Here is a 20,521-nt window from a genome sequence, read left to right as displayed (position 1 = left end):
AATTAACACGGAGTAAATAATGAAGCAGAGGCTTCTGGAAAAACTTAATGACAGGACTGGCGTCATCGGTATCGTCGGGCTTGGCTATGTAGGCCTACCCTTGGTGCTACGATATGCTGAGGTTGGCTACAAGGTAGTGGGTTTCGATATCGATCAATCGAAGATCGATCATATCGAAGGTGGCACCAGTTACATTGAGCACATTCCGGCAGCCTCTATCGCCCGCGCGGTAGAACAGGGCTTCAAGGCTACTACTGACTTCTCGCTTGCCAGTGAAGTAGACGCACTCATTCTCTGTGTGCCTACGCCGCTGAACAAATACCGTGAGCCAGATCTGAGTTACGTACTGGATACCACTGATTCGCTAGTCCCCCATCTCCGCGTCGGGCACGTGGTTTCATTAGAAAGCACGACTTACCCAGGCACCACGGAAGAAGAATTGCTACCGCGTATTGAATCGCGTGGCTACAAGGTGGGCGAAGATGTGTTCCTGGTTTACTCGCCAGAGCGTGAGGATCCGGGCAACCCGAATTTCACCACGCGTACAATCCCAAAAGTGTGCGGTGGGCATACCACTTCCTGCCAAGAGGTAGGGATGGCTCTGTACGGACAGGTTATCGATCATGTAGTACCTGTTTCCAGTACCCGTGCTGCTGAAATGACCAAGCTGCTCGAGAACATCCACCGAGCTGTGAATATCGGCTTGGTTAACGAAATGAAGATTGTAGCTGACAAGATGGATATCGATATTCACGAAGTCATCCGTGCGGCGGCAACCAAGCCCTTCGGTTTCGTACCCTATTATCCTGGGCCTGGCCTGGGTGGACATTGCATTCCTATTGACCCTTTCTACCTGACGTGGAAGGCCCGCGAATATGGTTTGCACACTCGTTTCATTGAGCTAGCCGGTGAGGTTAACTCAGCAATGCCTGACTACGTGATCTCCAAGTTGACAGGTGCACTCAACAATCGAGAGAAGTCTGTAAAAGGCAGCAAGATCCTGGTTCTCGGAATTGCATACAAGAAAAACGTAGATGACATGCGCGAATCTCCGTCTGTTTTCATGATGGAAAAGCTGCGTGAGCTTGGTGCTATTATAAATTACAGCGATCCGCACGTTCCGGTATTCCCCTACACGAAAGAACACAGCTTTGACTTGAGCACAGTGCCCCTGTCTGCGAAAAACATAGCATCGTATGACTGCGTTCTTCTTGCTACGGATCATGACTGCTTTGACTTTGAGCTTATAGGCTCTAGCGCTCAGCTCGTTATCGATTGTCGCGGGCGCTTTAAAACCACTGCAGACAATGTGGTGCGCGCTTAATATGAAAGACAATGTATTCGAGTTTAATTATCACGGTGCAGCCATAGCTTTTAAATTCCCCGAACGATCGGATTATATAAAAGACAAAATTATTTCCAATGCAAACTTCTATGAAGAAGACCTGCTGAGCGAAATAAGTAGACTACCCATCGCTGAAGGTGCCTTCTGCGACGTGGGTGCCAATATTGGTAATCACAGTGTATTTTTCTCTCGGATACTGAGTCGAGATGTCTACTCCTTTGAGCCCGTCTTGGAAAGTTTCGGGCTTCTATCCGAGAATCTAAAGCTCAATGGAGTAGCATCCAAGGTTCATGCATTTAATGTTGCATTGGGCGCCAATGAAGGTTGCGGCGTCATGCATGTTCATGCAAGCAACCTGGGCGCGTCCAGGTTGACGGAAGAAGATGGCGGCGGTGTCAAAATATCGCAGCTGGATACCATGCTACCTACTGATTCCCGCATTGCGCTCATCAAGATTGATGTGGAAGGGTTTGAGTGCGCCGTACTGCGAGGAGCGGCCAATACGATAAAGCGTTGCAGGCCTGTGTTAGTTATCGAATCACAGTCAATCGTATCTTTTATTGAACTCAGTGCAGTCTTACGGGGGTATGGATATACACCCATTGGGCAAAAAGGGAACACTGCGACTGTCTTCTTTGTGCACGAAGATCATATGCCACTCTATCGGGATATGATTCCATTCCTTTCGCGAAACGATATAGACGAGGCTCGCCGCAGAGTTCAGGGACAACTGGAAGGCGTCAAGTCTAAAATCCTCTCTTCAATAAAAACCGTTGCTGAAAAAATTGAGCATGACGGTTCTGATCTTGCTGCTGATATTCAGCAACTAAAAGGTGCGAGCGCTGGCGTACAGCATTTGCTAGAGGGCGTTGTCGCCAACCTTAATGAACACTTGCGGGACGAACAGCGTTCGCGGGAACTGGAGAGTCGCTACAATAAGCTTGAATCCGAGTTCGAGCAACAAGTGGTCGCGCTCAAGGAACTCAATCATTCCTCGGACCGTAAGGTAGAAGCTTGCGAGCGGACCATTTCTGTCTTGGAGGTGAAGAATTCTGATCTCAAAGGGCAAGTAGACTTGTTAGAAAAGTCCGCTCTCTCTGCTAAGCAGGAGCTCGCAGAATGCGAACAGACTATTTCTGCTTTGAAGACAAACAACTCAGCACTTGAACATCAGGTACTGTTGCTTGAAGAGACCAGTCGTTCTTCCGAACAAGAGCTAGCGGCCTGCGAGCGAACCATTTCAGCTTTGAAGATGAATAACTCTGAGCTTGAAGGTCAAGTACTGCTACTCGAAGAGTTTAGCCGTACTTCTGAGGAAGAAATTGGCGCTTGCGAAGATACCATATCCACACTGAAGAAGCACAACACTGAACTCGAAGAAAAAGCTCTCACGCTTGAGCAACTTAGCCGGTCTTCTGAGCAAGAGTTAGCGGTGTGCGAGCAGATTATTGCCACATTGAAAAAGCACAACACTGAACTCGAGGAGCAAGCTCTCACGCACGAGCAGCTTAGTCGTTCTTTTGAGCAGAAATTGGCAAACTCCGACCAAACCATTCTCACCTTAAATATGAACAACTCGAAACTTGAGCGACAAATACACTCCCTCCAAGAAAACAATGTTGTTTCCGAAAAAAAATTAGCATCCTTTGAGCAGACCATATCACATATAGAGATGAGCAATCAGGAACTGGCATCTCGCTTGAGACTTGAGCAAATAAAGTCGGAATTATTATACGCTGCGCTGGAGCGAAGCTTTAATAGCAAGCTACATAAATTGCAAACCAATATGTTCTCCTTGTCCAACAAGGCAACATTTGGTTTAGTCTCTACCCGAAAAAGCTGGGATGTTTTTTCGGGCCAGCTGGATAGACAAATCCGTGCAGCTCAGGAACGACAAGGTGTTGCACTGACCTGTGCAGTAGAACGGCCTTCAGATCTTCCACAACGCTCACCTGTACTCGCACACGAACGCTCGCACAAAGCCACTTCGGCAGCGGCGCATAAAATACGGGTCGGTATTGCATCTATCGAAATCCGTAGAACGGCCTTGAGTCATGTCATAGACTGCCTTTATGATCAGGTTGATGAACTGTACATTTACCTGAATGATTATTCCTTTGTGCCGGACTTCCTGAAAAGGGAAAAGATTACCGTAATTCATGATCAAGGCGACGTTGGCGATCGTGGAAAATTCTATGGACTCATCGACTTTGAAGGATATTTCTTCACCTGTGATGATGACATCTCCTATCCTCCGTACTATGTCAAGCACTGTATCGATGGTATTGAGCGCTACGGCCGGAAGTCTGTAGTCGGATGGCATGGATCGCTTATTCTGCAGCCCTTTGAAGATTACTACACCCCAACATCCAGGCGTGTCTTGTCGTTCCGAGCGGGACGCCCCAAGGACACTGCAGTACACGTTCTGGGTACTGGATGCACTGCCTTCCACACCAGTACTATCCAGCTAAAATATGAAGATTTTAAAACATCTAATATGGCGGATATTTATTTTGCCCTGGTGGGTCAGGAGCAAAATATACCTTTCGTGGTCTTGAAGCACGACGCCGGTGAGGCGCTGCCTTTGGATATTCCAGATGACAAGGCCATTCATAAGGAATCCATGGCATCGACTGGTTCAAAAGCTGATACGAAAGCGTTGCAAAATAAGCTGGTTGCAGAACATGAAAGCTGGAACGCGCCCGTCGCCGATCTTGTTGTGCCACGCGATTCAAAGACTGTGGCTTATGTTGGCCGTGTTGATACAGAACGCTGGAAAAAAGGCGGCATCCTCAAGTCCGGTAAAATGATCATCAGCGCTCTGCGTCGATTCGGCCACAGGGTCATTCCCGTGGAGCTCGACACTGAATACAGCAGTCAGGTGTCCAGCATCAAAGATGCCGACATTGTCTGGATCTATCCTGGAGATCCAAATCGTCCAGATTTTCGCCTTGTAGAGCAACTGATTGAACATGCCGCAGGACGCGGTAAATCTGTTTTTGTCAACCTGTCTTTCAATGCGATGCCTGCTCGAACTGAGTGGATTATAGAGAAGCTCTCGGCCTGGAAACTTGCCTATGGCAATCGCGTGAAGGCCTGTGTGTTTACCAATACACTTAAAAGCCTTCCTTCCTTCGCTGAGCTTGAAGGCAATTTGGTTTGCCTGCCTAAAACCATTGACTTTGACGTAGACTTCCCCGCGCCGACATTTGGTTCTACCAAGGGGATATTCTTTGGCGACCTGCAAAAGTTGCTAAACAGGGAGTTGGTTGGCGGTGATATAGCTGACTGGCTTGACGCGCTACGAAAGGAGCTGCCAGGCGTTCCACTCTATGCCGTTCGTCAATATGGTGGGAACATTGACAGAGATTTGGGGCTTGAGGTTATACCTTACACCGTTGGCCAAGCGTGGGACGAGTTCATTTCATCTTGTCGCATCGTCACATGCTTAACGCCTCACGCCACGTTCGAAATGATACCTGTCGAGTCTGCCGGCTTAGGCATTCCTTCGATTTATCGACCGATGTTGCATGCTCACTCTGAAGCGCTTTCGGTTGCAGGAGTAGAAGTAAATAACATCGAAGAATTTGTCCATGCTTGCAAGTCTTTGTACAACGATGAAGCGATATGGAATAGTTACAGCACCGGTTCACGCCTGCGGGCACAAAGCCTTCATATAGATCACGTTTCTGCGTCTATTCATCAGCAGATGGTGATGGCTAGCCGCTGAGATAAAGGGTAAAAGCAATGGCGTTCAACAAGGAATTAAAGGCAAGAGGGTTGTTTGTAGCTGATCAGCACATACCCCGCTCGCCATTTCGATTTGAATCGAAAGTAACACTGGGCACCTGCGAAATACAGGCAGGTGTCAGTGTAGGCATGCACACTTATATCAATGATGGCTTTGTCCGCTCAAATGTTGTTATTGGCCGCTACTGCTCTATTGGTCGCAATGTGATAATTGGTTCAGGCCACCACGAAATGGGTTTTTTGTCTACAAGTTCATTTTTCCAGCCACCGCCAAATACAGGCTCCAGTATCAAGTTAGCGGATTACAAAAAAAGAATCAGAGTGCAAATAGGGCATGATGTTTGGGTAGGAGATCGTGCAATAATTTTGTCTGGTGTCACGGTCGGTAATGGCGCCGTTATTGCTGCTGGCTCGATTGTGACGAAAGACGTTGCTGACTATTCGGTTGTCGCTGGCGTTCCTGCAAAAGCGTTGAAATGGCGATTCGAGGATGAGACCGTTCGTGACCGGCTGTGCAAAGTACGCTGGCATGAATTTGATCCGGAAAGACTCAAGGCCCTGGACATTTCCAACATCCATGAAACCTTGGATACGCTGGAGTCTTGGCCGGATGATTGGCGGACCGCGAAAATTAGCCGGCATGTGCTGCTGTGAGACCGTCCGTGCAAGATAGACTGATAAGAGTGATAAAAAGGGTCGGCGACTACGCGCTAGACCTTGCATTTGGTTTATTTTGCCTGCGCAAAAGAACATACAGCGACGATGTGTACATTTTTTTGGCAATAAATGGCGCTGGTCTTGGCCATTTGACCAGAGCACTCGGTATCGCAAAGGCGCTGAAGCGTAAGAGACCTGATAGTAAAATCATATTTCTCACCACCAGCATCGGTGTGCCCTTGGTTGTTCGTCAAGGGTTTACCTGTTTTCATGTGCCACCTTTTGCCCTGGCGGGAGATGTAGGTTCGCGCGAATGGAATGGATTATTCTTTTCCCAGCTCTCAAGCCTGATTTCGCTGTATCGCCCGTCCAAAGTTGTATTTGACGGAACTGCCCCTTACGAGGGGCTGTTAAGAGCGATGCGACGATTCCCGGCGATCAAGTATGTCTGGATAAAAAGAGGGCTTTACAAGAGCGCGGCCCTTGATGAGAAACTAAAAAAGCATGTAAAGCGCTTTTCTTCCGTTATTATCCCCGGCGAAGTTGGTGATGAAACGTCAGCCCCAAACGAAAATGTGGTATTTGTACCACCCATTGTAATGTGTGGGTCTGATGAGGTTTTGCCCGCCGAGATTGCGATAGAGCGACTCGGATTGCTACCAAGCAAGAAAAGAGTACTTATTCAACTCGGAGCCGGAAATATCAATGATATTTCCGGCCAATTGGGGCAGGTCGTTTCATTCTTTAACGACCGTAGCGATGTGGAAGTCTGTGTCGCTCACTCGCCTATTTCTCTAAACCAGTTATTTCTTCCTAACGTGAAGAATATCGAAGTCTACCCGATGAGTTGGTATTTCTCGGCCTTCGATCTGGTGGTGTGTGCCGCAGGCTATAATTCGGTCTGCGAGATCGTTTATCACAAGGTTCCGGCAATCCTTATCCCCAACGTGTCTACAAAATCTGATGATCAAGTGACACGAGCGAAGATGGCGGCACTATTTGGAACCTTGGCGCTCAACGAGCCGCTGGATAGAAGCGAGTTTCTCAACTGCGTTAGCCAGCTTTTTGATGGACAAAATAACAATACTGCCAGCCGGACAGAATGCCGGATGGTGAATGGGGCGGACAACGCCTCTCATGTCATACTTAACATTTAGTGAGTAAAATTGATGTCTTCTGCGCTTGTTTTCAGACGCGACATTGCAGGGCTAAGGGCTGTTGCGGTTATTGGCGTATTGCTATTCCATCTCGGCTTCTCTTGGATTCCCGGTGGATTTGCAGGGGTTGATGTTTTTTTTGTAATTTCTGGCTATCTGATTACCAGTATATTACTGCGTGAGGCTGCATCCAAAAGCTTCACGTTCTCTGACTTCTATTTGCGCCGGGTAAAACGATTACTTCCTGCCGCTTTGGTAGTAATGGTATCCAGTTTGTTTGCCGGCTATTTCTTGCTGGCCCCTGCGGCATTTGAAAACTTGGCCTCCAGCACCCTGTACGCATCATTTTTTTCTGCGAACATATATTTCTACATGAATTCGGGTTACTTTGACCCAAGTTCTGAAGAATCGCCACTTTTACACATGTGGTCGCTGGGAGTGGAAGAGCAGTTTTATATATTTTTCCCTCTAATTATTATTGCGCTTCTTTCCCGGAGCCGACGCGCGGCCTTCATCGGAATCGCATCGCTTTTCATTACGTCTTTTATAGTTTGCTTGATCATGGCCGTTCAGGATCCGATGTTCGGGTTCTACATGTTCCCGATGCGGGCTTGGGAACTGGGTGTCGGATGCCTTCTTGCTTTTTCAGCTGGCAGCTCCGCCCCGAATCGAGTGAGAGAAGGCCTAGTACTGTTGGGTTTGGCATTGATTCTCGGGGCAATGCTGTTGTTGGATAAAGGGCTTTCCTATCCAAGTTACTGGGCTGCAGCTCCAGTGCTGGGGACTGCGTTGCTGATTCACTTTGGTCGTAATGTGGCATTAAGTGAGCGCTGCCTTGGCGCTTGGCCAATGCAATTTGTAGGCAACATTTCGTACTCTGTTTATTTGTGGCATTGGCCTCTGATTGTTTTCTATCGCACCTATTGGTCTGGAAAGGAACTTTCCTCCGCAGAAGCGATAGCGATTTTCTGCCTGAGTCTACTCATAGGGTGGCTGTCTTGGCGGTTTGTAGAGGAAAAAGTTCGTAAGACTTCTTTCAAGCCTCAATTTGTTGTTAGTGCTGCTACCTTGGCTACCTGCACACTGGTTCTTCTGGCAGGGTCTGTACTGCTATCGAACGGCTTTGAAAGCCGAGTCGCAAGAAACACTGTTGAACTTACAGATGTCAAAAAGATGTGGGATTGGCCTTGTGTGGAACAAAAACTTGTTCCGGGCGCCGGGCCAAGCTGCGTGATTGGGGCTAGCTGGAACGGCGCTGCGAAGCGGGGAGTTGTTTGGGGTGATAGCCATTCTGAACACTTTGCTGCCATTTTGGATCTGGTAGCTCGCAAGAAAAATATCTCTATCGTCATTGCTCCGCGCTCCTGCCCGCCTTACCTGAATACAAGCTACGTTGGTTATAATCGACCAGACAACCCACTTTTTGGCGAGCGCTGCACGACGAAGCAGAAGTTAATGTCTAAATGGATTAATGAAACCAAGGATCTTGACTTCATTATAATGGCCGCTGCCTGGAGCGGTCATGGTGATAGCCTTGTATCACTTTCAGCAGATGATAACAGGCGCGGCCCTGTGTTGATGTACGACGCCTTCACCGAGCTTCTTGGTCACTTGAAGCTTGACGGACGAAAATTGCTTTTCCTTGGTGAGGTGCCGAGACTGGATAGTAATTACAACGCCTGCGCTGCGGCCTCTTTGAGCATTCCATTCCGCCATTGTAATTATGATTTCCGCCACATGAATTACGGAAAGATTTCTGCTAGGCATGAACCTTATAATAGTGTTTTGACACAACTGGCGTCGGATTGGGGAGCAAAAGTCCTGCTCCCAAGTAAGGTGATGTGCACCCCTACTAACTGTGGAACTATTTTCGCGGGCGAGTTCGTATACCGGGATAACAATCATTTGCGTAGGAACTTAAAGCCTGAAACGAACGCGGCGCTCGCCAACATCATTGGTCTCGATGATTTTGTAGACAAGCTTTAGTATTTTCCGCAGGGGCTATTTTTAGTAGCCCCTGCCTTTGCACAGGGTAAAACACCAGCGTCATTATGGCTATAGGGTAGTAAAGATGAAAGGTTTGTGGTTGACCTCAGTGCTGAGCTCCTTCTTTCAGTGGTCGGTATCATTACTGAATAAACTTCTGCGCGGGGCAACACTCTGCACGTTATTGGTTTTATTTCTTTCCATTGTGTCTCAATTGTTTTTGATGGCGTCATTTTTATTACCATTAAAAGTCATCATATTAATTGGCTCAGAAGGCATGCCGGGTTACTTTCCAAGCGCATTACGAGCCTATGAGAAGAATCATGTTGTTCTATTTCTCGTAGCCCTGTCTGTAGTCTTTTATTTCTTATATTGGGCAAGTGAGCGTCTGATTCATATCTCCTCTGACAAAGGTGCGACAACACTTTTATCTCGCAGTCGCAAACTGATTATCTTTCCCAATCAGCGAGACCTTGCGAAGAGTTTTTTTCATCGTTACACCGGCATGCTGTCTGCATTTATTTTCTGCTTAATCGCATTTTGCTGTGTGGCTTTTGTTTTTGGTGCACTGGCACTATTTCTCACTGGGCTTGTTCTTACGATAGCATTGACATTAGCGCTTTTTCTCCAGTACTCCGAGTCCTTAAGAGAGATTGTTTACCGAAGCAGAGTGGTGATTTTTAACGCCGCTGCGGCGCTCATGTTCATGACCGGATTCTGCTTTATCGTCGTAGACTTCCTGTTGGGAGGGGGCGTGCCAGGTTATGTCGCAATCATTGCGCTTCTTCTGGTTAGGCAGATGTTTTTCCGCGCCTCTCAAGGCGTATTGGACGGTATGTCGCTGTCGTCGCAGCGGGAGCAAATCAACGCGCTCTTCTTCCACTCGCACTCTTATTCCGCCCGTAATGCTGTTTTTGACCGCCCAGGTTTTTGGGAATTGCTGGGGCAAAAGAACACCGTGATGATTGAGTCGGTCGTGCAGGATGTCACTGGACGAGAAGCGAGTGTCGTGGATTTTAAATGGCGCGAAGTTGGATGCTTTGGCGTGTTGGGCTTTGAGGCAAAGTGCCTGATAGATGGCAAACCAAAATTATTTGTTGCAAAGGTGTTCGAGCCAAGCCGAGAGGGCTTGCTCATGCACGAGCAAGCGCTTCTTTCGGTTGTTGATCAACATTTCCCTTCATTCTCGTTTTTAGGCAGCACCGTATTTGAAGAATTCAAGGTAAGTGTTTTCTCCGCCTATCCTTCAAGGGATATCGTATTGGCCGAACAAAACCTTTGTGGCCTGGAGGTATTAGCTGAGCTTTGGTCGCGGCCACCACCTGATACATTGGTGGATATGCATGCTCGCTCGAAGCCCACGATTTCTGTACGTGCGGCCGACATTGATTTTAGCCTTTTGAGATTAGCAGCTTATTCCGAACACGAGTCGGAAATGGTGGATCGTTGTGCTAGCTGGATGCCTGACATACTGGACTTTATGCAGAGCATGCCTCTTTCCATTTTCAATCCCGAGTTGAGCTTGGCATCCATGCGACGCACCGAAAATCAGGTTATTGTTTCGCATTGGGGAGCGTGGTCCATCGAACCCATTGGCGTGGGATGGTTCTTCAAAGATAGCAGCTATCGGTTTCTAAGCGAATGGCTGCAGTTCGCCAAGCAGCGACGACCTGAACTCGAGACACTGACTGAGGCACAAGTAACCTTGGTCTCCCTTATCTCAGCCTTGGATTTCTATTATCGCCGGCAGTCGTTTAGAAGTGCTATCGAATTACTTCCCAATATCTTGTCTGCGGCCGAGACATTTCTCGTTGAAGCTTGATGCCACTTAAACGAATAGTTTCCTTGGAGGGATAATGGCAACAGTTTCAATGATCGTGTGGAACGATTTTCTCAATGATGCTCGAGTTCTCAAAGAGGCCGAAACTCTGCAGAGCATGGGGCATGAGGTGACGGTCTTTGCACTGCACACGCAAGGCGTGACTTCTCGCACTCAAGTTTTGAGCAGTCAGATCAAGATAGTTCGTATTCCACGCAGCCTATTTTCTCGGCCAAATAGACTTCCAAGGCGTTCGGGCGTGGCGATCGATCAAATGGGATTTTTTGGGCGAATGTCTCGAATAGCGGCAAGGCTATGGACGCATGGCATGTTGTGTTGGCATATGGCTCGCAGACGCGCTGATGTAGTACACGCTCATGATGTCAATGTACTCCCGACCGCATGGCTAGCGGCCCGTTTGAGCAACGCGAGGCTTGTGTACGACGCTCACGAAATTAGCACCGGGAGAGAAGGCTATGCCAATTTCCGGACGCTGGTAGCGAACATCGAACGGGCCTTGATGCCACGAGCACAAGGCACCATCACCACTACTGACGCTCGAGCCAAGTTTTTTGCAAGGGCCTATGGTGTTGCGCGTCCAATTGTTCTGCAGAACCGACCGCGCTTCCAGGCGGTGCAGGCTTCGAATCGTATTCGCAGCGAACTCGAGCTCAAGCAACCTTGGCCTATCGTTCTGTATCAAGGAGGCTTGCAGCAAGGACGCGGGCTCGAGCGCCTTGTTCGGGTAGCGGCTCAGGTACCGAACACATACTTCATCTTCATCGGCGGAGGACGACTCGATGCAAGTTTGCGGTCCATCGCTGCAGAGCTGGGTCTAGAGGAACGGGTGTGCTTTATTCCAACCGTGGCTCTGGCAGAGCTGCCCAGTTATACCGCATCGGCAGACATCGGCGTTCAACCCATCGAAAATACCTGTTTGAACCACTATACCACTGATTCGAACAAGCTGTTCGAGTATGTGCAGGCTGGTTTGCCAGTGGTGGCCTCCGACCTACCGGAAATTCGTCGGGTAGTGAAAAGCCATGATCTTGGCCTGCTAGTACCTCCTGGAGACAACGATACTCTGGCCGCGGCACTCCGAACTTTAGTTGAGGACGACGCCAGGCGTATGCGTTATGCCGAGAATTCACGCGCTGCCGCTGCCGTATTGAACTGGGAGGCGCAGGAGAATGATCTGCTGGCGCTCTATACACGGGTGCTTGGGCCAACGGAGGGCTGACTAAATGCGTCCAGTGACAAAACGAATCCTCTTTCTCAGTTTCTTTTATCCCCCGGATCTTTCGGCTGGTTCATTTCGCTCTGCAGCGCTAGTGAAGGCGCTGCGTTCGCAGGGGGGGGATCGGGTGCATCTCGATGTGGTGACCACCCGGCCAAACCGTTACAACACCTTCAAACGCGAGGCAGATAGCAGCGAACAGCATGACGGCTTGCATATCCGACGAATTGTTCTACCGAAGAACAAAGGAGGACTGCTGGGGCAGGCTTGGTCGTTCCTATATTTTGCTATCGTGGCATTCCGGTTCGCGCGTGCCAGGAAATACGACGCGGTGTTCGCGACATCGTCTCGCTTGATGACTGCTGTGCTTGGGGCGTTCATAGCTGCTTGCAAAGGAGTACAGCTGTACCTCGACATCCGCGATATCTTTGTTGAGACGCTGGCAGGCGTGTTCAATGCTACCGTCTGGCGACCGGTGGTATGGCTGTTCTCGATGCTGGAGCGTTGGGTCATACGACGAGCAACTATCGTCAATCTTGTTTCGCCCGGTTTTTTGCCTTATTTCCAGTCTCGTTACCCGGATGGAAGATTTTCGTTATTCTCCAACGGGGTGGACGCGGATTTCATCGAGCCACTTGGCTGCACCGACAAAGGCCGAGTAAAAGGTGAGCCTTTGCGCGTGCTATATGCTGGCAACATTGGTGACGGACAGGGACTGCATCTAATCCTGCCTGCCTTGGCAGAGCAGTTACGAGGAAGGGTCAGGTTTCAGGTCATCGGTGATGGCAGGCACTTCAGCAGTCTTCGTGATGCACTTAGTCTGCGCCAGCTCGACAATGTCGAATTACTGGCACCCGTACCACGGCAGCAAATCAAGCTGTTCTATGAACAGGCCGATGTGCTCTTTCTGCACTTGAACGACTTGCAGGCTTTCAAGCGAGTATTGCCCTCAAAGCTGTTTGAATACGCAGCGTCAGGAAAACCAATATGGGCGGGGGTTAGCGGATTTTCTACTGATTTTATTAGCAAGGAAGTCGCCAATGCTGCTGTTTTTCCCTCGTGTGATGTAGCTTGCGCGATTGAAGCTTTCGAGGCAGTGCATTTAGCTAGCGTCGACCGCCGGCAATTCGTTGAACGTTACGGCCGCGAGCGTATCATGGGGGAGATGGCACGTGAGATAATGGCGATGGCCGGATCGACCTGATCCGAAGTTCATCGACGCGGTCGATAAAGGGTGAAAGTTTACGCTAGAGTCTGAAACGTTCGAGTAACCTTCAACTCATCGACTCCGTACGAAACACTATGCCACCAGGGTATCTCTGGCTTGTTCCATGCGCGGCTTGAGGCATCTATTTCGTACAGAGCCTTGGGTAGGATGAATCTCCAGCCCACAAGTAATGCAGGCTGGAGCCAGCGTTTACCAATTGACGATTGATACCTCTTCATTCGGAGGTGTGAATACGACCCCAGCCCGGTAGCCGTAGCTATCGCCCTTTTTAAACTCGAAGCCGTTGGGCCTGGTTGACAGGTCTGCCAGTACAACACCGAGATACCATCTAGAGTACTGGCTGCCTCTTATGAGCATTTGACGATCGTCCACGTAACGGACATCGCCGTCTTTGTATCCGCGATCCATCCAAAGCATCATGCCGCCATGCTCAGCGCTCTCAAAGGATGCTGCCCAGACACTGGGGTTTTGCGATTTTGGTCCAGTATTAAAATCAGCATCAACGTATGGTTCGGTTGAGACTTCTGAGCCATAGGATGTCCGCTGGCCTTTGAACCCGGTGGTGATAGGTTGAAGCGCGTAATCGACAACAACCCCTACATTCTCAAGAGCGGTATTGTCGGTATCAATATAAATCCCACCATCACGAAACTCGATTACAAACTGCTGACGCATCACCAGGCGCCCAGATTCCTTTGTATTGAAACCAACAATATCGTTTGTCACATACACTGTAATATCTTTAGCCTTACCTCTTCCAGGCGCATCTTTTTCAGCACCATCCACAACAATCTGGAAGTTGGTGTTTTTTGCTGTCGGCCTGCCGTCCGCAGCTCCTGTAGAACCATGGCTGCCACCCGTAAACGCCCGAGGGCCTTTATCGTAATTCTCGAGGGCTTTTACAATCAGTGGCGGAAGCCAACCACTATCGGAGCGATTGACTAGCATCCACTTACCGAAAACGTCTCCATTTTTCTGTCGATGTTCCACAGCACGTATATTTGGCAGATTATTTACACCCAGGCGCTGAAGTGTAATTCTATAGCTGTGATCGCCATCATCCCACCAAACCCGCAGAATTTTTTCATCCCTGAGATCCCAGCCAAGATCAGAAATTCCTCTTTCTTTTTTCTCGCCGGATACAGACCAGAAGTCATTACCTTTGAACGGTGGCAAGTCACTTTTAGGCAATGATACTATTACTAATACTGCGATCGCTAATGCAGTAGCAAAAACTAAAGTCTTTTTTTTCACGAATTGCTCTTCCAGAAATGGCCCCTCCCGGGCCTTGCAGTCGCAATACTATCCTTTGAAACGAGGATTCGCAAAAGTAGAGAACCGCTTACGTTGGCCACTTACGGCAAACTGCTTGCAGAGTCCCCGCCTTCGGCCGCTGATTCTTTTGATGGCACAGCGTTACCAACTCTCGGATGTGGCAAAAGGCTGCTTTTGCTGACCTCATTATCTACAACCATGGTGGTAGCGGCCCGCCCAAGCGACCGCCTGAAGCCTGATGGCATGCTCTGGCTGCGATTCGGGGACCTGGCACCGCTCTCACTAAAACGAATGCTCACCCCCTCTCAATAAACCCTACCCCCACCAACCTCTTCAAATACTGCCCATACCCATTCTTAGCCAACGGCTCAGCCAGCTTCAGCAACTGCTCGGCCCCAATCCACCCCTGCCTATACGCCACCTCTTCCGGACAAGCCACCTTCAACCCCTGCCGCCGCTCGATGGTCGCGATATAGCCACTTGCCTCCAGCAACGAATCATGCGTCCCGGTGTCCAGCCAGGCATACCCGCGCCCCATGATTTCTACCGACAACCGGTGCTGCTCCAGGTATGTGCGGTTTACATCGGTGATCTCCAACTCGCCCCGCCCAGACGGTCGGATGCCCCTGGCAATCTCGATCACATCGTTGTCGTAGAAGTACAACCCGGTCACGGCATAGTTGGACTTGGGTTTGGCCGGTTTCTCCTCCAGGCTGATCGCATTGCCCTGCCCGTCGAACTCGACCACGCCGTAACGCTCGGGATCTTGCACGTGATAGGCGAACACGCTGGCGCTATCCTGGCGGTCCATGGCACTGCGCAGCAACTGCTGGAAGTCATGGCCGTAATAGATATTGTCACCCAGCACCAGCGCCGTGGAGGCGTTGCCGATGAAGCCTTCGCCAATCAGAAAGGCCTGGGCCAGGCCGTCCGGGGATGGCTGTACAGCGTAGCTAATGTTAATGCCCCACCGGTGGCCGTCGCCCAAAAGTTGTTCGAAACGCGGGGTGTCCTGCGGGGTGGAGATGATCAGGATGTCCTGGATACCCGCCAGCATCAGGGTGGTCAGCGGGTAGTAGATCATCGGCTTGTCATAAACCGGCAGCAGCTGCTTGGAAATAGCCAGGGTCGCTGGGTGCAGACGGGTACCCGAACCGCCCGCCAGAATGATGCCTTTACGCTTCATAGTGGTCATTTCTCGTGTATTTCCGTGAGCATGCGTGCCACACCCAGGCGCCAGTCTGGCAAGGTCAGGGCAAAGGCTTTCTGCAGTTTGTAGGTATCCAGACGCGAGTTGGCCGGCCGCTTGGCCGCAGTCGGATAGGCATCAGTGGTCAGCGGGCTGATCTGTCCGGCATGGGCCTTCAACGGCACGCCCTGTGCTGCAGCCTGCTCCAGCACATAGCGGGCGTAGCCGCACCAAGTGGTTTCGCCGCCAGCAGCCAAGTGATACAGGCCAGCCAGAGTTGGGTTGGCGCGGGTGGCAGTGATGGCGTGAGCGGTAATGTCGGCAATCAGTTCGGCGCCCGTCGGGGCGCCGTGCTGGTCATCGATCACGCCAAGGCTGTCGCGTTCCGCAGCCAGGCGCAGCATGGTCTTGGCGAAGTTGTTGCCGCGTGCGGCATACACCCAGCAGGTTCGGAAGATCAGGTGTTGGCAACCGGCGGCCTGGATGGCCTGTTCGCCGGCTAGCTTGCTTTCGCCATAGGCATTCCGTGGGCCGACGCTGTCGTCTTCGCGCCAGGCTTGGGTACCCTGCCCTGGGAACACGTAATCGGTGGAGTAATGCACCAGCAATGCTCCGCAGTCGGCGGCGGCGCGGGCCAGCACGCCGACGGCTTCAGCGTTTACCTTGAAGGCTTGATCGCGGTCGCTTTCTGCCTTGTCCACGGCAGTGTAGGCGGCGGCGTTGACGATTACATCGGGGGCGTAGGCGCGCACTGTTTCGGCCAGGCCCGGCAGGTTGGCCAGGTCGCCGCAGTGTGCCTGGCTGCGGGAATTGAGCGCCAGCACCTGGCCCAGCGGGGCCAGGCTGCGTTGCAGCTCCCAACCTACCTGGCCGTCCTTGCCCAGTAGCAGTATCTTCATGCCGAGCGCCCTGCGTAGTTTTTCTCGACCCAGTCCCGGTAGCTGCCGGATTGTACGTTCTGCACCCAATCCTGGTTGTCGAGGTACCAGGCCACGGTCTTGCGAATGCCGGTTTCGAAGGTTTCGGCAGGCTTCCAACCCAGTTCGCGCTCAAGCTTGCGGGCGTCGATGGCGTAGCGGCGGTCATGGCCTGGGCGGTCGGTCACGTAAGTGATCTGCTCGGCGTAGGGCTTGCCGTCGGCGCGGGGGCGCAGTTCGTCCAGCAGGGCGCACACGCGGTTGACGATTTCCAGGTTGGGCTTTTCGTTCCAGCCGCCCACGTTGTACACCTCACCGGTCTTGCCGGCTTCCAGTACGCGGCGGATGGCGCTGCAGTGGTCCTTGACGTACAGCCAGTCGCGAATCTGCTGGCCGTCGCCGTATACCGGCAACGGTTTGCCGGCCAGGGCGTTGACGATCATCAGAGGGATGAGCTTTTCCGGGAAGTGGTAAGGGCCGTAGTTGTTCGAGCAGTTGGTGGTCAGCACCGGCAGGCCGTAGGTGTGGTGGTACGAGCGCACCAGGTGGTCGCTGGCGGCCTTGCTGGCCGAGTATGGGCTGTTGGGCTGGTACTGGTGGGTTTCGGTGAAGGCCGGTTCGCCGGCGGCCAGCGAACCGTACACTTCGTCAGTGGACACATGCAGGAAACGGAACGCCTTGCGCGCCTGTTCATCCAGGCCCCCCCAGTAGGCGCGTACGGCTTCCAGCAGGCGGAAGGTGCCAACAATGTTGGTTTCGATGAAGTCTTCCGGGCCGTGAATCGAGCGGTCTACGTGCGACTCGGCGGCAAAGTTGACGATGGCGCGTGGCTGGTGGGTTTTCAGCAGCTTCTCTACCAGCGCGGAATCACCAATGTCGCCATGCACGAAAATGTGCCGCGCGTCGTCCTGCAGGCTGCTCAGGGTCTGCAGGTTGCCTGCGTAGGTAAGTTTGTCGAGGTTGACCACGGGCTCGTCATTGCCGGCCAGCCAGTCCAACACGAAGTTCCCGCCGATAAAGCCTGCACCGCCGGTTACCAGAATGGTCATATTTGTCTGCTTCCGCTGTCATGTTCTGCTCTCCCACTTTCTGGATTCTAGCCTGTCGGCGATTGATCCGAGAGCGAGAGGCGACATCAACATGCCACTCGACCATGACCGCGCGGGTTACTTCGTTCAATCGAAGCACTCCAACTCTTGCAGCGTTTTGCCCAATTGGTCCTTGCCCGATAGGAACGGCTGCTCAATAGGCCATTGAATGCCGACCGCTGGGTCATTCCAGGCTAGGCAACGTTCGAATTGGGGGGCGTAGTAAGCCGTGGTCTTGTACAGGAATTCCGCATGGTCGGACAACACTACGAAGCCGTGCGCGAAGCCTTCCGGTATCCAGAGTTGGTGCTTGTTGTTTGCTGAAAGGTGGGCGCCGACCCAACGGCCAAAGGTACGCGATGAACGGCGCAGGTCTACCGCAACATCGAACACTTCACCGACCACTACTCTTACCAGTTTCCCTTGGGGTTGGTGTACCTGATAGTGGAGGCCGCGCAGAACGTGCTGTCGCGAGCTGGAGTGGTTGTCCTGGACGAAGTTGACGGGGCGTCCTACGGCACGTTCGAAGGCTGTGTGATTGAAGCTTTCGAAGAAGAATCCGCGTTCATCGGTGAATACGTTTGGCTCGAGCAGGAGTACTTCGGGTATTGCGAGAGGGGTTGCTTTCATTCAACGGCCTTGAAAGGTAAAGCATGGGGGCAGGAGATTGTGGGGGTAGGCATTCACTATCCCTGTGGGAGCGGGTTTACCCGCGAACACCGGCGTAGCCGGTGCCAAATACGGCGTCGTACTATTCGCGAGTAAACCCGCCCCACAGGGAAAGCGCAAACTTTTGAGCCTTGAGCAAGACTAACCCGCGCACTGCAGCTGAATCAGGGTTCCAGCCGTCGCTGCTGGTAAAGCCAGTCCACAATCTCGCCTTCCGGCGAATAGCCGCTTACAGTTTCGCGCAACAACTGCCGTACCCGCACAAAATCATCTGCCGCCACCGCCGCCAGCAATTGCCGCAGCACATCCTTTAGCGTATCCCAGGCCAGGAAGTCTTCGTTGGCGCTCATGATCATCGGGTGGCGAGTGGCAATCACGTTATCGCCAATCAACAGCTCCTCGTACAGCTTCTCCCCTGGCCGCAGACCGCTGAACTCGATGGCAATATCGCCCATCGGGTTACGTTCGGAGCGCACGCTGAAGCCGGACAGGTGAATCATCTTCTCAGCCAGCTCCACAATCTTCACCGGCTCGCCCATATCCAGCACGAACACATCACCACCCTTGCCCATCGAGCCGGCCTGAATCACCAGCTGCGCCGCTTCGGGGATGGTCATGAAGTAACGGGTGATCTTCGGGTGGGTGACCGTCAGCGGGCCACCTGCCTTGATCTGTTTGTGGAAAAGCGGAATCACCGAACCCGACGAGCCCAGCACATTGCCGAAGCGAACCATGGTGAAACGTGTCTTGTTCACCTGCGAGACATTGCTGCTGTCGCCGAACAGCACTGGCGCCATTTCCCGGCTAAGGGCTTGCAGGGTCATTTCCGCCAAGCGTTTGGTGCTGCCCATCACGTTGGTAGGGCGCACAGCTTTGTCGGTAGAAATCAGCACGAAGTTGGCAACGCCAGCCTGAAGCGCAGCCTGGGCGGTGTGCAGGGTGCCGATGACGTTGTTCATCAGGCCTTCGGCGATGTTGTGCTCCACCATCGGCACGTGCTTGTAGGCGGCGGCGTGATAGACGGTGTCGACCCGCCAGGTTTTCATTATATCGAACAGTTGCGGCTGGTTGCGGACCGAACCCAGGATTGGTACCAGGCACACCGACAGCGATTCGCGGGCTATGCGCTGCTCGAGTTCGGAGAGGATGCTGTACAAGTTGAACTCGCTGTGATCGAACAGCAGCAAGGTTTTCGGCGCCTGGCCCAGAATCTGTCGGCACAGTTCCGAGCCGATCGAACCACCGGCACCGGTCACCATCACAGTCTGCTCGACGATGCAGCGCTCCAGCAGGTCGGCCTGAGCGGGCACCGCATCGCGGCCCAGCAAGTCAGCAATGTCCACTTCCTGGATGTCGTCCACCTTGACTTTGCCGCTGGCCAGGTCCATGAAGCTGGGGATACTGCGCACGTGCAGCGGGTAGCCTTCAAGGAAGTTGAGGATCTCGCGGCGGCGGGTGCGGGTGGAGGATGGTATGGCCAGCAGAATTTCCTGGGCGCCGGTAGCATCAATCATGTCTTGCAACTGGTCAGGGCGGTACACCTGCAGGCCGGCAATCACCCTGTCGGTGATGCTCGGATCATCGTCGATGAACGCTACCGGGCGCAGCGCTCGGTCGGACCGCAAGGCTGCAACCAATTGGTTGCCGGCACCACCAGCACCATACACGGCCACCCGCGGCAAACCGTCGCCGCGGCTGCTATTGGTAAAGGGCACGTGCTGCACGGCGGTGGTAAACCAGTCGCCAAGAAAGTACTGGCGCATGGCCAGACGAAGGCCGCCGACCATGATCAGGCTCAGCCACCAGTAGTTGAAGGTGATGGAGCGTGGCACTACGTTTTGATGGTTGCTTGACCAATAAATGATAAAACCGAGAATCAGCGCGGACAGGGTTACAGCCTTGGTGATGGCAATCAGCGCGTCAGTGCCGAAGTAGCGCATTACCGCGCGGTACAGACCAAAGCGGATGAACAGAGGGATGCCTACCATCGGCGCGACGAGGAACAGCCAGCCGTGGTCGAGGATGGGGTTGGCCAACTCGTCGATGCCAAGGCGTACCACGAACGCCAGCCACAAGGCAGCCCAGATCAGGACCACATCGGTCAACACCTGCAGCAAGCGTTTGTATCTACGTGGTAGAGCAAGCAGTTTAGCGCGCACCTTGTCCATCGCTCCTCTGAAACGTTTCCAGAAATTCCCTGACAT

14 protein-coding genes are annotated in these 20,521 nt (G+C 52.2%); 8 read left to right on the top strand and 6 right to left on the bottom strand.

Features of this window, described 5'->3' with window-relative positions; all coding sequences use genetic code 11:
* Positions 1-19 precede the first annotated feature (19 nt).
* The 8 genes from ABIB24_RS13710 (at position 20) to ABIB24_RS13675 (ending at position 13,155) form a co-directional block, all read left to right on the top strand.
* Positions 20-1,324 (top strand): nucleotide sugar dehydrogenase, encoded by a 1,305-nt coding sequence (locus ABIB24_RS13710; protein ID WP_025338136.1) that lies wholly within the window; start codon positions 20-22, stop codon positions 1,322-1,324.
* 1 nt (position 1,325) lies between these two features.
* Positions 1,326-5,075: an FkbM family methyltransferase gene (locus ABIB24_RS13705; protein ID WP_038407984.1), complete on the top strand. Its 3,750-nt coding sequence runs from the start codon at positions 1,326-1,328 to the stop codon at positions 5,073-5,075.
* Between the two features lie 17 nt (positions 5,076-5,092).
* On the top strand, positions 5,093-5,749 hold the full coding sequence (locus ABIB24_RS13700) for a CatB-related O-acetyltransferase (RefSeq protein WP_081742242.1): 657 nt from the start codon (positions 5,093-5,095) through the stop codon (positions 5,747-5,749).
* 8 nt (positions 5,750-5,757) lie between these two features.
* Complete coding sequence (locus tag ABIB24_RS13695) at positions 5,758-6,909, top strand: glycosyltransferase (protein WP_155951610.1); 1,152 nt, start codon at positions 5,758-5,760, stop codon at positions 6,907-6,909.
* 12 nt (positions 6,910-6,921) lie between these two features.
* Positions 6,922-8,895, top strand: a complete 1,974-nt coding sequence (locus tag ABIB24_RS13690; RefSeq protein ID WP_354316646.1) for an acyltransferase family protein — start codon at positions 6,922-6,924, stop codon at positions 8,893-8,895.
* A gap of 85 nt (positions 8,896-8,980) precedes the next feature.
* Positions 8,981-10,717, top strand: a complete 1,737-nt coding sequence (locus ABIB24_RS13685) for a hypothetical protein (protein ID WP_354316645.1) — start codon at positions 8,981-8,983, stop codon at positions 10,715-10,717.
* A 34-nt stretch (positions 10,718-10,751) separates the two neighbouring features.
* Positions 10,752-11,954, top strand: a complete 1,203-nt coding sequence (locus ABIB24_RS13680; RefSeq protein WP_354316644.1) for a glycosyltransferase family 4 protein — start codon at positions 10,752-10,754, stop codon at positions 11,952-11,954.
* Positions 11,955-11,958: 4 nt separating this feature from the next.
* A complete protein-coding gene (locus tag ABIB24_RS13675; RefSeq protein WP_354316643.1) occupies positions 11,959-13,155 on the top strand; it encodes a glycosyltransferase family 4 protein in 1,197 nt (398 codons plus the stop codon).
* Positions 13,156-13,368: 213 nt separating this feature from the next.
* Here ABIB24_RS13675 and ABIB24_RS13670 read toward each other — a convergent pair whose 3' ends face one another.
* The 6 genes from ABIB24_RS13670 to ABIB24_RS13645 form a co-directional block, all read right to left on the bottom strand.
* The gene (locus ABIB24_RS13670; RefSeq protein WP_354316642.1) at positions 13,369-14,433 is read right to left on the bottom strand and encodes a hypothetical protein; all 1,065 of its coding nucleotides are present in this window, start codon (positions 14,431-14,433) and stop codon (positions 13,369-13,371) included.
* 316 nt (positions 14,434-14,749) lie between these two features.
* On the bottom strand, positions 14,750-15,640 hold the full coding sequence (rfbA, locus tag ABIB24_RS13665) for a glucose-1-phosphate thymidylyltransferase RfbA (protein ID WP_354316692.1): 891 nt from the start codon (positions 15,638-15,640) through the stop codon (positions 14,750-14,752).
* Between the two features lie 5 nt (positions 15,641-15,645).
* On the bottom strand, positions 15,646-16,542 hold the full coding sequence (rfbD, locus tag ABIB24_RS13660) for a dTDP-4-dehydrorhamnose reductase (RefSeq protein ID WP_354316641.1): 897 nt from the start codon (positions 16,540-16,542) through the stop codon (positions 15,646-15,648).
* Positions 16,539-17,609, bottom strand: a complete 1,071-nt coding sequence (rfbB, locus tag ABIB24_RS13655; protein ID WP_354316640.1) for a dTDP-glucose 4,6-dehydratase — start codon at positions 17,607-17,609, stop codon at positions 16,539-16,541. Before rfbB ends, rfbD begins: the two co-directional genes overlap by 4 nt.
* A gap of 126 nt (positions 17,610-17,735) precedes the next feature.
* Entirely contained in the window at positions 17,736-18,278 is a 543-nt protein-coding gene (rfbC, locus tag ABIB24_RS13650) for a dTDP-4-dehydrorhamnose 3,5-epimerase (RefSeq protein WP_289515123.1), read from the bottom strand.
* A gap of 203 nt (positions 18,279-18,481) precedes the next feature.
* Positions 18,482-20,485 (bottom strand): polysaccharide biosynthesis protein, encoded by a 2,004-nt coding sequence (locus tag ABIB24_RS13645; protein ID WP_274121060.1) that lies wholly within the window; start codon positions 20,483-20,485, stop codon positions 18,482-18,484.
* Positions 20,486-20,521 lie beyond the last annotated feature (36 nt).

Source organism: Pseudomonas sp. UYEF17, assembly GCF_040546125.1.
GTDB classification, from domain to species: domain Bacteria; phylum Pseudomonadota; class Gammaproteobacteria; order Pseudomonadales; family Pseudomonadaceae; genus Aquipseudomonas; species Aquipseudomonas putida_Z.
The sequence above is the reverse complement of the archived record's forward strand: the minus strand, read 5'-3'. Positions and strand labels throughout refer to the sequence as shown.

Excerpts from the sequence above, each read along its gene's own strand:
- ABIB24_RS13705 (WP_038407984.1), top strand. The coding sequence starts at position 1,326 with ATGAAAGACAATGTATTCGAGTTTAATTATCACGGTGCAGCCATAGCT.
- ABIB24_RS13680 (WP_354316644.1), top strand. The coding sequence starts at position 10,752 with ATGGCAACAGTTTCAATGATCGTGTGGAACGATTTTCTCAATGATGCT.
- ABIB24_RS13700 (WP_081742242.1), top strand. The coding sequence starts at position 5,093 with ATGGCGTTCAACAAGGAATTAAAGGCAAGAGGGTTGTTTGTAGCTGAT.
- rfbC (WP_289515123.1), bottom strand. The coding sequence starts at position 18,278 with ATGAAAGCAACCCCTCTCGCAATACCCGAAGTACTCCTGCTCGAGCCA.
- rfbB (WP_354316640.1), bottom strand. The coding sequence starts at position 17,609 with ATGACCATTCTGGTAACCGGCGGTGCAGGCTTTATCGGCGGGAACTTC.
- rfbA (WP_354316692.1), bottom strand. The coding sequence starts at position 15,640 with ATGAAGCGTAAAGGCATCATTCTGGCGGGCGGTTCGGGTACCCGTCTG.
- rfbD (WP_354316641.1), bottom strand. The coding sequence starts at position 16,542 with ATGAAGATACTGCTACTGGGCAAGGACGGCCAGGTAGGTTGGGAGCTG.
- ABIB24_RS13685 (WP_354316645.1), top strand. The coding sequence starts at position 8,981 with ATGAAAGGTTTGTGGTTGACCTCAGTGCTGAGCTCCTTCTTTCAGTGG.
- ABIB24_RS13675 (WP_354316643.1), top strand. The coding sequence starts at position 11,959 with ATGCGTCCAGTGACAAAACGAATCCTCTTTCTCAGTTTCTTTTATCCC.
- ABIB24_RS13690 (WP_354316646.1), top strand. The coding sequence starts at position 6,922 with ATGTCTTCTGCGCTTGTTTTCAGACGCGACATTGCAGGGCTAAGGGCT.
- ABIB24_RS13645 (WP_274121060.1), bottom strand. The coding sequence starts at position 20,485 with ATGGACAAGGTGCGCGCTAAACTGCTTGCTCTACCACGTAGATACAAA.
- ABIB24_RS13710 (WP_025338136.1), top strand. The coding sequence starts at position 20 with ATGAAGCAGAGGCTTCTGGAAAAACTTAATGACAGGACTGGCGTCATC.